Source organism: Pseudomonas sp. SMN5 (genome assembly GCF_052041925.1).
Lineage (GTDB): Bacteria > Pseudomonadota > Gammaproteobacteria > Pseudomonadales > Pseudomonadaceae > Aquipseudomonas.
Genome location: NZ_JBKGGX010000001.1, coordinates 65685 through 80030, shown reverse-complemented (window position 1 = coordinate 80030; position 14346 = coordinate 65685). Strand labels below are relative to the sequence as shown.

Sequence of the window (14346 nt, the reverse complement as noted above, 5' to 3'; positions counted from 1 at the left end):
ATAGAAGGTGCAAGACAGAGTCGCGTCTATTCAGCCACAAGAGCGAAGTCAGCCACTATCTTCTCGTCAAAGAAAAATGCCCCTGACTTTTCCGACTTGTAAAATAGTTACCTCTCAAAACATTTCCTTCGTGCCCATAAAGCTTCAAAATGGAAGCCCCTTCATAACCACTTCCAGCCGAATCTTTTGAACCTTTAGGAACGATCCTATAAAAGTAATAAAGAACTGGGCGAGCAGAATTAACATCCTTGATAGTTTTTACCACGAGCGTTTCAGAGTCTGAGCTTTCAGAATGAACTTCCATGCTCACCGAAAACAAACTTTGCTTGATATTGGCGACTGCCTTTTTCGTCCCCTCCGCACCGTCCCACAGATACGTGATATCCATATCCCACATACCATTCAAGTCGGGAAAAACCCAGTCATTCAAAATCGGAAAGCGATTCCATATTTTCCTCCAGAGGAAGCTGCTCAACACGAACAATGCTAATTCTAATAACACGGCCCCGCCAACCACCGCTCTGAGAGCTTGCTGCAGCGTCACCTCGAATCCACAGACAAACATTATAAATATCAATAATGTTACGAAAGCAGCATAGATCTTAGCAACGAGTACAATTGCTTTTAGCGGAGAAAGAGTAGAAAACATTCACACCTCCTGGAAATAGACTTCACTTCCATCTTTAAAAACCACTATCCCAAGCCTTGGCGTGGAAATACCGGTGAATATAACGCCGGGCAAAAGTGACCCGAATAGGGCCGCTAAATACCGACCACCAAATGCCCGACTTCGATTCGGTAAAATCCCAGGAGGAATCGGAGGAGAGAAATACTGCGTCAAGGAAACAATTCGCAGATCGGAATTTAAAATATGAAATCCATCATGCAAGTCATTATTGGGATTTGATATCTCAGCTAGACACCTAACAGAGTCTGTCATGCCATTTACTTCCAGGTCGACACGCATTGGAAATACCGGCAGATTAATACCATCTTCCAATACAATCACACCCAGCCCGGAAAACTCTTGCCCAGAAAGCGCGGTTATATCTCTGAGCAAATCAACCAATCGCTCCAACATTACTTCATCGCTCACGTAGTCGCACAATAAAAACCAATCCAAAGCTTACTTACGGCTCTGAATTACGCACCGAACGTCCCTACCCTATCTATCAACTAGCTATTAAGCACTCGATTTTTTAATAATTTATCAACTCGAGAAATCAGTACTTCGATGATATAAACCACTCTTCAAGTATTACTGTATAGCTAGCATAGCGTCTCAGCTAGGCGTTCGAATTAATTTTTCTCGGAAGCGTACGGCTGGATAAATTTTCTAGAACCGGCTTCAATTGAGAAACACACTTTCCTCGCCTCGCCTAAAACTGGCAGGCTCGAGAATATTTCGCTTGCCTGCGCCAGACATGTACTCAACATGGATATCCTTACACCCGACGATGAGCGCAAGCAGCGGACGACCATCAACTCGGTCAGCAGCCAGTATTTGCCACTCTTTAAGGTCAATTGAGGATGGACTCGGATAATTTTGGGGATGAGTGTGCCACTCCCCAATGTATCGCACCAGACCATTGCTTTCCTTCCACCGTTTCATGGCCAACCGGTGATGAAAGTACGGCATACGTTCAAAGAGAAACCTGAAGCGCTTGTCCCAAAATGAAGGTTCAGTCGCTTCGATAATTTCCAGGTGCTCACCGCGAACGTGGCCAAGTAATATCCCTCCCGCCTCCTTCGAATCCATGCCTTGCTGGATGTAGCGACTAAAAACCTCAAGCGGCTGTTGCCTTAGGTAAACCAAGTGCTCCGTGCCGGGCACAATCCAAGTTTTCACGAATGGCATGCCGGACATCCGGGATATGGCAGCGGCGAACAATCAGGGGTAGCGGGCTCATAGCTCTGATCGGTCAACCGGGTTGAGAGCGATGGCCATGGTTTACCTGCAACCCAAGCCAAAGCGGTGTCCAGTGCCAGGGCTGCGGCTTGAATCGACACCGATGCTGGGAACGGCACGTAGAGTCCCTCACACCCCTGCCCAGCAAAAATTGGCTGCACGCCTCCAACGACAGATAACATAATGCCTCGACTATTTGCCTCAGTAAGGCACCGGTAGCAACCCTGTCCAGTGCGCTGCTTAATCAGAGAACGCACGGCGGCGCCCGCCCCCTCAATCCAAACATGCATGGTTGGGCAGATGGCGACCTTGGCAAGCCAGTGCCCGAACGATTCCTCGCCCGTGGCATCAATGATCAAATCCAGCCCTCCCAAATTCACGTCCTTGGCGTCGCTAGTAAAGGTACGCACCTGGGCAGCGGGCATGGATACCATCAGCTCGTCTGCCAGTGCAGCTGCCTTTTCCCGGAACAGATGGTTAAAGCCCAGACGATGCCGCCCGAGGTTTTGAGGCATCAGAATATCGTTATCAATCAGCGTCAATTCACCGGTGCTCGTTCCCGCGCCAGCTTTCACGAGCATCTCAGCGAGGAAGCCACCGATGGTACCGCACCCGATCAACCCGATACGCTTGCCAGCGAGTGTTGCCTGCCCTGGGATATTGCGTTCGCTCAGGTATTTGTCATCGAGGCGAAGCATTTGCAGTGGTTCGATAGGACAATCAAATATGGGCAGTCGTTGATCGATGGAACGCCGATCCTCAGGACGATTGAGCTGAAGGTCAAGTACGAGAAAGCCGTAGCTGTAACCCGTTTTTTCTGACTCAATTACTATCATTATTCCGAACCGCCCCTCGCGATACGCCGCGATAATCTTATCGCGTACCTTGCGTTTACAGGCGTCATCTATTTCATGTAGCCAGTCGAGAATTTGTCCAACTGATTTGGGTGGCCAGTTGTCCTGCAGCGGTCTTGGAGCTGCGCTGGACGTGATCATCGCAACATGCGCTGGGAATTCCTTGATCGTCCTACCCGCACGCGCAAACTTGAGCCGGCTTCGCCCGACATCGTCAGTGAGCACATACATTTTGTTGTCTGATAATTGGAGGATCTCAACCGCGCCGGAGGTACGACGCTCGATATCATGGAAGCAGTAGATACCGTCCCAATAGACGAAGAACTCTTCCTGCAGATCCTCTTTCATATTTCCAGCCAGAACCTGCTCAAGAACCTCAGTGGCTTGAAGCAAGGACGTACGGATTTGTCCTACTGGATCGTAAATGTCGATCACTTGAGTACCTGGCGCGGCGTAGCAAAGATAACCATCCGGGCCAAGATGCGGCACCAGCCTAGGCAGTGCCTTCGGCACTCCTGTAAGCCATAGCTTGAGAGGCCGCTCAAATGAGCGGTCTATCCATACCTCGCATTGGACAGTCCCCTGAGTGGCCGTCGACAACTCTCCGGCCATCACAAGCCACCCAGCGTTCGACTGAGGATACACTTTAGTAAATCCCCATTCGGTCATATGACGCAGCACTTCGGGCATCGCGTCCATGAATTTAGCCTGCCTTTGTACGCTTTACAGGCTCTGCGGGGCCCGCGAGAGGAGCAATTGCAGCCATGGACGCCGGCAGGCTCTCAGAATTCGGCTTCATGCGATAAGGTGCATTCGGGAACCGGTCACCCAGCATGCTGTGAAGCCAGTGATAAGCAGTTTGTGCATCAGTTGCCTTGATTGAACCTTCCAAGTGATTCGCGAAAACCTGAAAAAGCTCCACGGCTTCGGCAATCGCCTCCTTGGGCATATGCGCAGTGAGCGATGACTCGGGGTCAATGGGGCTCATGACGCCCTTGCGCAGGGCATCAGGAATTCCCTTTACGACGTTCAACAGCGCGTGGTCATCTCGCTTGTCGAAATACTCATACAGCGGGCAAGCTGCCGCCATCAGAAGGATTGAGCTTGGGCCTTTATCCTCCCATTGCTTGTCGCGGAATGCTTTTAGGTAACGCACGACACGGATGAGTTGATCACCCTTTTCCTGGCACTCCCGCTTGAACCAGTTTTTCATAGCCATTGGGTCGGATTTACGCCAGCCCTGCTTTCGATCTGCCAGCAGAATCTTGTCCGAGGGCAGGGTCTTCCAAGTGTCCCTCTCGGAATTGATCGCACTGTCGAATACGGCATGGCCACGGCTTTCCATGCTGGCTTTTATCAGCAGGAAAAGGGTATCCGGGATCACGTACAAAGGAAGGTCGATGTGAGCATAGGGGGAGATCGTTACCCGAACACAGGTATCCTTGCTCTCGGCGTTCCACCCTCTTTCGGCGCACATCGCTTGAAGTACGTCGATGACAGCGTCAAAGAACAAAGTGATAGCTAGCTTGGGGCTGCTCTCTTCACGCATGACACTAAGCGGAAGGTACACACCATCGTCGATATCTGACTGTTGGGGCGGGGTCGTGCAAGGACTGTTGAGCGTTTTGTAGGCACGCGAACCTTGGATGTAGAACCGCGGCTCACAGACCTCACCCTCGAGGCCTTTCTCACGAAGCGCCCGAGGCAGGTCAGCCTTCAAAGCCTCTCTGATATCTTTACGAGCGCCATCGATTTCAGTCAGCTCGTCAGGTGTGAGGTTGAGTTCATCAAGGAAGCAATCTTCCCCGGTAGTAGTGAATAGCAAGGGACTAAAATTCGGCATGAAGCCTCCGCTCAAGCGCTAAATGAACGGTGTCTCCAGCAATTGCTGACCTTCACATCAAGACTACCAAGCGCTTCTGCGCTCCCGAATCTCATCACTGCCACCCTACGCCAAATACGTAATCCAAAGGGTGCAGTCCTTCCCAAGTTGTCAGCTACCATGCTCGATGACACGTGCGAGATGACATAGTGCCACCCCACAACATATAGATCAAGCCAAGAAAAAAAATCCCACATGTAGTGTATTTTGATCCACTGGAATAAAGGACGGCATTGTGAGACACATAGTTAAGTGGCGTTAGACCTAGTGAATGTGACCTGCCCTGCCGTGTTGAGCCCTTCCGTCCACTTACGGTCGGTGAAATAGGTGCCGTCCATGACAAAATCGTCACCAGACTCTTTGACGAAGACCCTAGCCGCCCCGGTGTGCACATTCGTATCAGTCGCCACCGGAACCTGGGTGTAGTTGATATACATGTAGTTAAGTTCGAGGATACCGACCTGATCACTGGGTCGGACGGAGACGCTGATCGTCTTGGATTCGGAGTATGGGATGTCCGAAGTGAACTCCATCTTAACGCTGAACAAACGCGCCTTAATCCTGACCTTTCCCTGAACGACGTAGAGCTCGGTCCCATCGCGTTGCCCAAGCCACTTCTGCATGATCCCCCAGTTGGACTGCAGCTTCATGTTCCACTCTCCATCGATGGGCGGGAGCAATTTGCGAACAAAAGGAAGCCTGCACAGCCACACAAAAACAGGGGTCTGGCCTAAAACGTAGAAAACAGCAGCACCAATTCCTACCGCTGATCCCACGGGCCGACGAAGATCGGTTAGCGGCCCAGACAGCAGCTCTGACATATCGTTGTAATGCAGAAACAGGAAGACGACCAGGCATGTTGTAGCGAAGTACCCGAGGGTTTTGGTGATCCCTATGACTTGATACATGCCAGCCCTCAGTTTGCGAGTGTTAGCGCTCTACCCTATACGCTCGCCGACATGCTGTACATGGCATCGAGTGTCGATGCCATGGCGGTCGCAAAACACCTCCTTCCATCCGCCCCCCCTTCGACATGGGCGCTACAGTAAGATCCGTGACAACGAAAAGCGCCATCAACAAGTAAGCCAGGCCGTCATTGGTTGCAGGTTTTCAGAACACCCGGATAACACGGAGTGAGCTGCATAACTCTTGCTCTTCGCGTATAGGCCGTCTGCTTCTAGGTGGCATTCCAATGGATTATCTCTTCGTGGTGGCACAGGTTCTCGATGACGACGTTCTGACCGGGGCGGGCGCGGGCGTTATTCAGGGCGAATATCCGTGGGGGGAAATGTGGGAGTATTTTTTCAAGCATGAAAAAGCCCAACCGATGAAGATTGGGCTAAGTCATTGAATAATATGGCCGGGACGGAGTGATTCGAACACTCTCCCTTTAGCACCCCATACATGGGGTAGCTGAATATTCCAAGTTTGTCCGCCAGCCGTGCCTGCCGAACGAATAAAAAACCCGGCACGAGGCCGGGTGGTTACCCGCCATCCCCAAGACGCAGCCCCCAAATGAGAGGGATAGAGAGCTGACAAGAGAGGGCGGGAGCGAGATGATGCCAAAGGGTGTCTTCCTGCGCAATAGAAGCCTCTTGCCGAACATCTCCGCCGCACCTCAGGCAAAGCGTGAAGTTCACGCATTTACGGCAGCCCGAGCTAGATGGACCCAAGCAAGCAGCGACATCCATTATCACAGCAAAAAGACAGCACCTCAGCTTGAACCCAGCGCACTGCAAACGATTTGTGCGGTCACATCGAAATTCTCCGTAGTAAGCACATCGATTGGCGCGCGACCTTTTAATCGCTCATGAGGCTTACAAAGGGCGCCATAAAGCCTCCATGCATCGACATCCGGAAACCGCGCTAACGCAACAAGTACCAACTTGTGCCGCAGTGGATCAAGCTGCCAATCAGGAATGCGCTGACCGCGATTCCCAAGGCTCAGAGACAACAGGCGCCGAGCTTTGATATCGCGGTTGATCTGATCTCGGGATTTGCCTGCCAGTTTGGCGAAGACAAGCAGCGGTAAATTATTCGAAGCTTCATAGGTAGCTAGCATCTCGGCGCGCTGGCGTTGTATGTCAGATACTTGGGGTTCGCGCAGCTGTTCAGTCTGCGTTGGAGCAGGTAGGACAGGTGAATACTGAGCCGCGTTAAGGACCGGTTCGTTGCTGACGGACATTTTGGAGGCTGGGACCGTCGTCGCTGGGAGACCACTGCTGTACAGAACGGCGTTTGCGTTCGCGCTTTCCAACGAAGGTAACGAAGCTGCACCCTCTAAACGAATAGTCAGAGGAGAACTCGCCGCTTTCAGCTGGCCCTGCCCCCACAGATCCAGACGGTTCGCCCAATCCTGCATCATAGTCCGGCGCTGCTCGACGTACTCCGCGTGGTTGTAAGCCGCGCTCACCTTATCCGGGTCCGCATGAGAAAGCTGGGCATCCACCCACACCTTCGGGTATCCGATCTCGTTCAGCGCCGTCGAGATCGTCGCCCTCATGCCATGACCGGTGAGTTGATCGGCATACCCCATCCGACGTAACGCACCATTCAGCGTGTTCTCACTGATACGCTTGCTCAGGTCGCTTCGATGGGCAAACAAGTAGCGTTGTGCCGGAACAACCTGGTCCAGCAAGTGACGCACGATCTCCAGCGCCTGAACCGACAGCGGCACGATATAAGGCGGTACATTTTGGGTCTGCTTACCTGGTTTCCGCATCGCTAGCTGGAGTTGTTTCACCACTTCCGCCGGTATGACCCACAAGCGCTTCTCCAGATCGAACTGGTCGGGTGTCGCCAAGCGTAGCTCGCCCGTGCGGACACCGGTCAGCAACAACAACCGAAGGCCAAACCGAGTTTGGTTGGCGCCACCGTAATTTCGAAGAGCAGCCATCAATGCCGGGAGCTCGTCCATACGAAGAAATGGATTGTGCGTAACCGGAGGTTTGGGGAGTGCAACTACATCAAGATCTGAAGCTGGGTTGTGCTCCAGTCCCTCGATCTTCACCAGCGCATAACGGAACAATTGGTTGAACCAAGTCCGGCATTTTTCGGCTGTCGTTAAGGCCTTGCGCTGTTCGATCCTGCTCAGTAAATCCAGCAGATCGTGACGATTGATATCGTAGATAGACCGTCCACCCAATATGGGCAGGACGTCTTTATTGAAGATCCTCAAGATCTGCGAGAGCGTGCTCTGGCGCCCTTCCTTCAGGCTCAGCCTACGGAACTCTACCCACTGATTAAACACCGCCTCGAAGGTATGCTCTGTCGCAAAACGAACAGCACGGCGCTGCTCTTTACGGTGCTCATAGGGGTTGATGCCTTGGGCCACCAAGGCGCGTGCCTCGTCACGTCGCGTGCGCGCTTCTTTGAGGCTGATTTGCGGGTAACAACCCAAGGACATGCGCTTCTGCTTGCCCGTCCAGTAGTAACGGAAAAGCCAGACTTTTCCACCACTGGCCGTCACATTGAGCGTGAGACCATCACTGTCACCAAGGGTGTAGTCGTTACCAGTGATTCGGGCATGCCGAACTGTCATTTCTGAGAGTGCCATTGCGAGCTCCTGAACAGAGTCAGGGCCAGATGCTCGTCTCGTTGCGCAAACTGCTCCAGCAACAAACCGATTCAGTGCTCGTCAGAATTCTGGACTCAATTCTGGACTTAAACGCACCGGATAGTGCTGGATTTCAGTGGTTCCCGCTGGAACGAAAAAAGGGCCTAAAGGCCCTGATTTCAATCGCTTACAGAATTCAGTGGAACTCTGTAGCGCAATATTTGGAGCGGGAAACGAGACTCGAACTCGCGACCCCGACCTTGGCAAGGTCGTGCTCTACCAACTGAGCTATTCCCGCGTCTTGGTGTGGCGCATTCTATAGATTCAGATTGTGCCGTCAAGCCTTTGATTCAAAAAAGTTTTATTTCGGGTCTACGTCCGTCCGCAGGTGCGGCCAGGCGGCGCGCAGGTATTGGACCATCGACCAGAGAGTCAGGCCGGCGGAGACCAGCAATAGCGTGTAACCCAGCAGGACCCAGAAGCTGAAGTCCGACGGGTTCGCCAGCAAGATCACCAGGGCCAGCATCTGGGCGGCGGTTTTCCATTTGCCGAGGTTCGATACCGCGACCTGGGCGCGGGCACCCAGCTCGGCCATCCATTCGCGCAGTGCCGAGACGACGATTTCACGACCGATGATCACCGCCGCCGGCAGGGTCAGCCAGAGGTTACCGTGCTCCTGCACCAGCAGCACCAGGGCCACCGCGACCATCAGCTTGTCGGCCACCGGATCGAGGAACGCGCCGAATGGCGTGCTCTGCTCCAGGCGTCGGGCCAGGTAGCCGTCCAGCCAGTCGGTGGCGGCGGCGAACGCGAAGACCGAGGCCGAGGCCACGTAGCTCCAGTGGTACGGCAAATAGAACAGCACTATGAAGATCGGGATGAGCAGGACGCGTAGAACGGTAATCAGGTTTGGGATATTCATCGGCACAACTGGCTGCGAAGTTAACGGGCATTCTACTCGCTGTGCAGGTTTGCATAAATCGACTCAGCGAGCTTTTTACTGATACCGGGTGCTTTGGCTATCTCTTCGATGCTGGCACGAGACAGCTCCTGCAATCCACCAAAATGTTTCAGCAGGTCGCGGCGCCGCGTCGGCCCGACCCCGGCCACACCTTCCAGGGTAGAGGTACGGCGGGTCTTGCCACGGCGGGCGCGGTGACCGGTGATGGCGAAGCGGTGGGCTTCGTCACGGATCTGCTGAATCAAGTGCAGCGCCGGCGAATCGCCCTTCAGGGTGAATTCGTGGGCGGCGTCGTTCAGGTACAGCGTCTCGAACCCGGCCTTGCGGGTGGCGCCTTTCGCCACGCCCAGCAAGATCAGGTCGGGGACCATCAGCTCATTGAGCACGTCGCGGGCCATGGACAGCTGGCCCTTGCCGCCGTCCACCAGCAGGATATCCGGCAGCTTGCCCTCGCCGTCCTTCAGCTTGCCGAAGCGACGCATCAGCGCCTGGTGCATCGCCGCGTAGTCATCGCCAGGTGTCACGCCTTCGATGTTGTAGCGACGGTAATCGGATTTGATCGGGCCTTCCGGACCGAACACCACACAGGAGGCCACGGTGGCCTCCCCGCTGGAATGGCTGATGTCGTAGCACTCAAGCCGCTGCGGTGGCTCGTCCAGGTTGAGGACCTCAGCCAGGGCATCGAACCGCGCCGCCACGTGCTGACGGTTGGCCAAGCGCGCGCCGAGGGCCTGTTCGGCGTTAGTCACCGCCAGCTGCTGCCAGCGGGCGCGAGTGCCGCGAACGCGGTGGCTGATGGTCAACTCACGACCGCGCAGCGTATGGATGGCCTCGACCAGGACGGGAAAATCTTCATGGACCACGTTGACGATCAACTCGCTCGGCAAGTCGCGTTCCGGGCTGCTGACGTAATACTGGCCAAGAAACGCCGACATGACTTGTGCAACGTCTTCCTCGATGCCCACCTGGGGAAAGAAATTCTTGCTGCCCAGCACTCGCCCGCCCCGCACACTGATCAGATGCACGCAGGCGCCGCCCGGGTTGATGAAGGAGGCCACCACGTCGACATCGCCGCTGCCGCCTTCCATGCTCTGCTGGTCCTGGACACGACGCAGCAGGCCGATCTGGTCGCGCAGCTCGGCGGCTTTTTCGAATTCAAGGTTGATCGCTGCCTCTTCCATGGCCGCGGACAGCTCATCGGTCAGCGCGTTGCTGCGCCCTTCCAGAAACATCACCGAGTGGCGCACATCTTCAGCGTAGACCTCAGGCTCGACGAGCCCAACGCACGGCGCCTTGCAGCGTTTGATCTGGTATTGCAGGCAGGGTCGGGTGCGGTTCTTGTAATAGCTGTCTTCGCATTGGCGAACGAAGAACGTCTTCTGCAGCAGGCTCAGGCTTTCACGAATCGCCCCGGCGCTGGGATAAGGCCCGAAGTACCGCCCCTTGGCCTTCTTGGCACCGCGATGGATGCTCAAGCGTGGAAACGCCCCGTCGGACAGGAACACGTACGGGTAGGATTTGTCGTCGCGCAACAGGATGTTGTACGGCGGACGCCATTCCTTGATCAGCGTCTGCTCAAGCAGCAGCGCTTCGGTTTCATTGGCGGTGATGGTGGTTTCGATTTGCGCGATGCGCCCCACCAGGGCAGCCGTCTTCGGGGCGAGGCCGGTTTTGCGGAAGTAGCTCGCCAGGCGATTCTTGAGGTTCTTGGCCTTGCCGACATATAGCAGGCGCGCATCGCTGTCGAACATGCGGTAGACGCCTGGGCGGCCGCTGCATGTGGACAGGAAAGCACTGGGATCAAACAATTCGGTCATTATCAGGCGCTGGCATCGACCATGCCGTGGCGCACCGCCAGCAGTGTCAACTCAACGTCGCTGCTGATCGAAAGTTTCTCGAAGATACGGTAACGGTAGGTGTTCACGGTCTTGGGTGACAGGCACAGCTTGTCGGAGATGATCTGTACTTTCTGGCAGCCGACGATCATCAGGGCGATCTGGATTTCCCGCTCCGACAATGCATCGAACGGAGAATCGTTGGTGGGCTGGAAAGACTTGATTGCCAGTTGCTGGGCTATCTGCGGGCTGATGTAGCGCTGCCCGGCGAAAACCAGACGAATGGCCTGTACCATCTCGTTCAAACCGGCGCCCTTGGTCAGGTAACCCGCCGCGCCCGCCTGCAACAACCGGGTGGGAAACGGGTCTTCTTCGCAGACGGTCACCGCGACCACCTTGATGTCCGGGTGACTGCGCAGCAACTTGCGCGTGGCCTCAAGACCGCCGATGCCAGGCATCTTGACGTCCATCAGCACCACGTCGGGCTTGAGTTCACGCGCCTTGATCAGCGCCTCTTCCCCGGATTCGGCCTGGCCAACCACCTGCAGACCATCGATGTCGGCCAGCATTCGCGTAATGCCCGTACGGACGAGATCATGGTCATCGACCACCAACACCCTAATCAAGCAGACACCTCATTGGTCTTATTTGGGTTGCCCCACACCTTAGCAAAAAGCGTCCGGCAGACCTAGCGCAAAGGGGCATATAAAAGTTACAGCGAATCTTTATAGGTAGCGCGTCCGCAGCGTCAAGCACTGGCGTCTCGCTCCATCCTAAGGAAACACTCATCCTCGCCCACGACCCGCAGCCCCATGCGCTCGTAGAGCACCCTGGCCGGATTATTCTTGAAAACCGTCAGGCGCAACGCCGGTCGTCGCTCAAGCGCCACCATCTGCCAAACCTGTCCGATCGCCCAGGTTCCGACGCCCTGCCCACGAAACGCCTCGTCGATCTGCAATTCGCGGATATACAACGCCCGCGCATCGCGACTGAGACTGACGAACCCCAACGGCCGGTCACCGCGGTAGATGATCCAGTTCTGACGAATGATCCAGGCCAGGTCGAACGCCTCATCCTGCCAGAGCAGATCATGTTGCAGATAATAGGCAAGCATATTGCGACAGGTCAGTTTGCGGGCGAAGCCAATGTCCTCGGCCGTGGCTGCATGCCATTCAAGGTTCATGATTTCCTCTTCGAAGGGGCATCCTACAACGGACAACATAAAGCAAAAGTGTGTCACAAAGTCCGCCTCACTCAAGCCAGTGCGAACCGTTGCATGGCAGCGATAGCATTTTCTGATTGAAGCGGCGCCCTGCCCTCTAGTAAGCTCGGAGCCATTCATCGGAGACAGACCATGTTCAACGCCCTCTCACAGCGTCACACCGCCAGCGCCCCGCGCTCGGTTGCGGCTGCCTGGGCGAACAGTGTTCAAACTCCGGTCAACTTTTATTTCGGGTATTGGTTTAGCCACTGGCGCGCCTGATACCCCACCGGCGCCCACTTCAAACGGGTCGCCTTCCAGAGTTTTCCAAACCCCCGGTCGGCCTCCCGACCGGGGGTTTTGTTTTTTCCGGCTACACATTTGCAACACCAGACAACTTGAGGATTGAGCCATGAACTACGCCACTTATTACCGTTACGACAGTTTTTCCGCCTGGCGATTTACCAGCCACCGCTCGGGACAGCCTGCCGCCTCCGATCGGTCACCTACCGGTGGCAAGCCTCAATTGCGGGCCAATCCGGCCAATTGTCGAACACCCCACTAGGACCGGCGCGGGAAAGCACCCGCCGCCCGTCCAGGAAGCCAGATCATGAATTCATCCGTCTCCGCTTTGCCGCTGTCCTCGCTCAACCCGGCCAATGAAGCCCTGACCCTGCGTCTGCCCAGCTCATTGCAACTCAAACATCAGTTGCCGCTCAGCGTCGCCCTCAGCCAACAGGTCGACACCCACCGCCGGGCCATTCGTTCGATCCTCGACGGCGAAGACTCCCGCCTGCTGGTCATCGTCGGCCCTTGCTCGATCCATGACCCGAAGTCCGCCCTGGAATACGCCGCCAACCTGGCACGCCTGGCTCATGAAGTGAGCGACAGCATGCTGCTGGTGATGCGTGCCTACGTAGAAAAACCGCGTACGACCGTAGGCTGGAAAGGCCTGGCCTACGACCCGGGCCTGGACGGCAGCGATGACATGGCCACAGGCCTGGCGCTGTCCCGGGAGCTGATGCGCGAAATGCTGCAGCTGGGCCTGCCCGTCGCCACCGAACTGCTGCAACCGATGGCCGCCGGCTACTTCGATGACCTGCTCAGTTGGGTCGCCATCGGTGCCCGCACCACCGAATCGCAGATCCATCGGGAGATGGCCAGCGGCCTGGGCATTCCGGTGGGCTTCAAGAACGGCACGGACGGTGGCGTCGGTATCGCCTGCGACGCAATGCGCTCGGCGGCTCATCCCCATCGGCACTTCGGGGTCGACAGCCAGGGCCATCCGGCAATCATCCAGACTCAGGGCAACCCCGACACTCATCTGGTATTGCGCGGCGGCCATCGCGGGCCGAACTACGACAGCCAGAGCGTGGCGCAGATCCAGGCCGACCTGACCCGCCTCAAAATACCGGCGCGGATCATGGTCGATTGCAGCCACGCCAACAGCGGCAAGGACCCGCTGCGCCAGCCCCAGGTGTTCAATGATGTACTCCAGCAACGCCTGCAAGGCAATCGTTCGCTGATCGGCATGATGCTGGAAAGCCACCTGTTCGAAGGCTGCCAACCGCTGGGCGCGTCGATGCGCTATGGCGTGTCGGTGACGGATGGTTGCCTTGGCTGGGCGTCCACCGAGGACCTGTTGCGCCGGGCCCATCGCCAATTGCAATCGGCTAACTGAATGACAACCGTGGCGAGGGAGCTTGCCCGCGAAGGCGTCGGCACGTTCAACATCGAGCAAGCTGAACCACCGCTATCGCGAGCAAGCTCGCTCCCACAGGTCCTGCGGCGTGCCTGCAATCCTGCAAACAACATCAATCCCGTGTGGGAGCGGGCTTGCCCGCGAAGGCGTCGGCACGTTCAACATTGATGCAAGCTGAAACCCCGCTATCGCGAGCAAACTCGCTCCCACAGGTCCTGCGGCGTGCCTGCAATCCTGCAAACAACATCAATCCCCTGTGGGAGCGGGCTTGCCCGCGAAGGCGTCGGCACGTTCAACATTGATGCAAGCTGAAACACCGCTATCGCGAGCAGGCTCGCTCCCACAGGTCCTGCGGCGTGCCTGCAATCCTGCAAACAACACCAGTCCCCTGTGGGAGCGGGCTTGCCCGCGAAGGCGTCGGCACGTTCAACATTGATGCAAGCTGA

At 55.9% G+C, this 14346-nt stretch carries 14 protein-coding genes and 1 tRNA gene; 3 read left to right on the top strand and 12 right to left on the bottom strand.

Annotation, left to right across the window (positions count from 1 at the left end):
* Positions 1–55: 55 nt before the first annotated feature.
* From ACLEJR_RS00345 to ACLEJR_RS00320, 6 genes are all read right to left on the bottom strand, one after another.
* Positions 56–649, bottom strand: coding sequence for a hypothetical protein (locus tag ACLEJR_RS00345; RefSeq protein WP_047739076.1), 594 nt, complete (start codon positions 647–649; stop codon positions 56–58).
* Positions 650–1096, bottom strand: coding sequence for a diadenylate cyclase (locus tag ACLEJR_RS00340; protein ID WP_144419464.1), 447 nt, complete (start codon positions 1094–1096; stop codon positions 650–652).
* A gap of 252 nt (positions 1097–1348) precedes the next feature.
* Positions 1349–1858 carry a Mov34/MPN/PAD-1 family protein gene (locus tag ACLEJR_RS00335; RefSeq protein WP_047739077.1) on the bottom strand — a complete coding sequence of 170 codons (510 nt, stop codon included), beginning with the start codon at positions 1856–1858 and terminating at the stop codon, positions 1349–1351.
* Positions 1846–3462, bottom strand: coding sequence for a ThiF family adenylyltransferase (locus ACLEJR_RS00330; protein WP_047739078.1), 1617 nt, complete (start codon positions 3460–3462; stop codon positions 1846–1848). The genes ACLEJR_RS00335 and ACLEJR_RS00330 overlap by 13 nt, the downstream gene beginning before the upstream one ends.
* A 4-nt stretch (positions 3463–3466) precedes the next feature.
* Complete coding sequence (locus ACLEJR_RS00325; protein WP_047739079.1) at positions 3467–4606, bottom strand: CBASS cGAMP synthase; 1140 nt, start codon at positions 4604–4606, stop codon at positions 3467–3469.
* Between the two features lie 287 nt (positions 4607–4893).
* Positions 4894–5553, bottom strand: a complete 660-nt coding sequence (locus tag ACLEJR_RS00320) for a hypothetical protein (protein ID WP_047739080.1) — start codon at positions 5551–5553, stop codon at positions 4894–4896.
* A 284-nt stretch (positions 5554–5837) separates the two neighbouring features.
* Between ACLEJR_RS00320 and ACLEJR_RS00315 the strand changes: the two genes are divergently transcribed.
* Positions 5838–5996, top strand: a complete 159-nt coding sequence (locus ACLEJR_RS00315) for a hypothetical protein (protein WP_160310731.1) — start codon at positions 5838–5840, stop codon at positions 5994–5996.
* A 363-nt stretch (positions 5997–6359) separates the two neighbouring features.
* On the opposite strand, the gene ACLEJR_RS00310 is transcribed toward ACLEJR_RS00315, so the two are convergent.
* The 6 genes from ACLEJR_RS00310 to ACLEJR_RS00285 all read right to left on the bottom strand — a co-directional run bounded on the left by ACLEJR_RS00310 (position 6360) and on the right by ACLEJR_RS00285 (position 12180).
* Complete coding sequence (locus ACLEJR_RS00310) at positions 6360–8201, bottom strand: tyrosine-type recombinase/integrase (protein WP_047739081.1); 1842 nt, start codon at positions 8199–8201, stop codon at positions 6360–6362.
* Between the two features lie 222 nt (positions 8202–8423).
* Positions 8424–8499, bottom strand: a tRNA-Gly gene (locus ACLEJR_RS00305).
* 63 nt (positions 8500–8562) lie between these two features.
* Complete coding sequence (pgsA, locus tag ACLEJR_RS00300) at positions 8563–9123, bottom strand: CDP-diacylglycerol--glycerol-3-phosphate 3-phosphatidyltransferase (protein WP_440811348.1); 561 nt, start codon at positions 9121–9123, stop codon at positions 8563–8565.
* 32 nt (positions 9124–9155) lie between these two features.
* On the bottom strand, positions 9156–10979 hold the full coding sequence (gene uvrC / locus ACLEJR_RS00295) for an excinuclease ABC subunit UvrC (RefSeq protein WP_440792192.1): 1824 nt from the start codon (positions 10977–10979) through the stop codon (positions 9156–9158).
* A 2-nt stretch (positions 10980–10981) separates the two neighbouring features.
* Positions 10982–11623 (bottom strand): response regulator transcription factor GacA, encoded by a 642-nt coding sequence (gene gacA / locus ACLEJR_RS00290; protein WP_003182764.1) that lies wholly within the window; start codon positions 11621–11623, stop codon positions 10982–10984.
* A 122-nt stretch (positions 11624–11745) separates the two neighbouring features.
* Entirely contained in the window at positions 11746–12180 is a 435-nt protein-coding gene (locus ACLEJR_RS00285) for a GNAT family N-acetyltransferase (protein WP_440811346.1), read from the bottom strand.
* 430 nt (positions 12181–12610) lie between these two features.
* Here ACLEJR_RS00285 and ACLEJR_RS00280 point away from each other — a divergent pair, with 430 nt between their 5' ends.
* Both ACLEJR_RS00280 and ACLEJR_RS00275 read left to right on the top strand, forming a co-directional pair.
* Positions 12611–12763: a hypothetical protein gene (locus ACLEJR_RS00280; RefSeq protein ID WP_003200270.1), complete on the top strand. Its 153-nt coding sequence runs from the start codon at positions 12611–12613 to the stop codon at positions 12761–12763.
* Between the two features lie 45 nt (positions 12764–12808).
* A complete protein-coding gene (locus ACLEJR_RS00275) occupies positions 12809–13879 on the top strand; it encodes a 3-deoxy-7-phosphoheptulonate synthase (RefSeq protein ID WP_440811343.1) in 1071 nt (356 codons plus the stop codon).
* Positions 13880–14346 lie beyond the last annotated feature (467 nt).

Bases quoted from the DNA above. Each gene is read 5' to 3' on its own strand.
- ACLEJR_RS00335 (WP_047739077.1), bottom strand. From the start codon at position 1,858: ATGCCATTCGTGAAAACTTGGATTGTGCCCGGCACGGAGCACTTGGTT.
- ACLEJR_RS00345 (WP_047739076.1), bottom strand. From the start codon at position 649: ATGTTTTCTACTCTTTCTCCGCTAAAAGCAATTGTACTCGTTGCTAAG.
- pgsA (WP_440811348.1), bottom strand. From the start codon at position 9,123: ATGAATATCCCAAACCTGATTACCGTTCTACGCGTCCTGCTCATCCCG.
- ACLEJR_RS00315 (WP_160310731.1), top strand. From the start codon at position 5,838: ATGGATTATCTCTTCGTGGTGGCACAGGTTCTCGATGACGACGTTCTG.
- uvrC (WP_440792192.1), bottom strand. From the start codon at position 10,979: ATGACCGAATTGTTTGATCCCAGTGCTTTCCTGTCCACATGCAGCGGC.
- ACLEJR_RS00325 (WP_047739079.1), bottom strand. From the start codon at position 4,606: ATGCCGAATTTTAGTCCCTTGCTATTCACTACTACCGGGGAAGATTGC.
- ACLEJR_RS00320 (WP_047739080.1), bottom strand. From the start codon at position 5,553: ATGTATCAAGTCATAGGGATCACCAAAACCCTCGGGTACTTCGCTACA.
- ACLEJR_RS00280 (WP_003200270.1), top strand. From the start codon at position 12,611: ATGAACTACGCCACTTATTACCGTTACGACAGTTTTTCCGCCTGGCGA.
- ACLEJR_RS00285 (WP_440811346.1), bottom strand. From the start codon at position 12,180: ATGAACCTTGAATGGCATGCAGCCACGGCCGAGGACATTGGCTTCGCC.
- ACLEJR_RS00275 (WP_440811343.1), top strand. From the start codon at position 12,809: ATGAATTCATCCGTCTCCGCTTTGCCGCTGTCCTCGCTCAACCCGGCC.
- ACLEJR_RS00330 (WP_047739078.1), bottom strand. From the start codon at position 3,462: ATGGACGCGATGCCCGAAGTGCTGCGTCATATGACCGAATGGGGATTT.
- ACLEJR_RS00310 (WP_047739081.1), bottom strand. From the start codon at position 8,201: ATGGCACTCTCAGAAATGACAGTTCGGCATGCCCGAATCACTGGTAAC.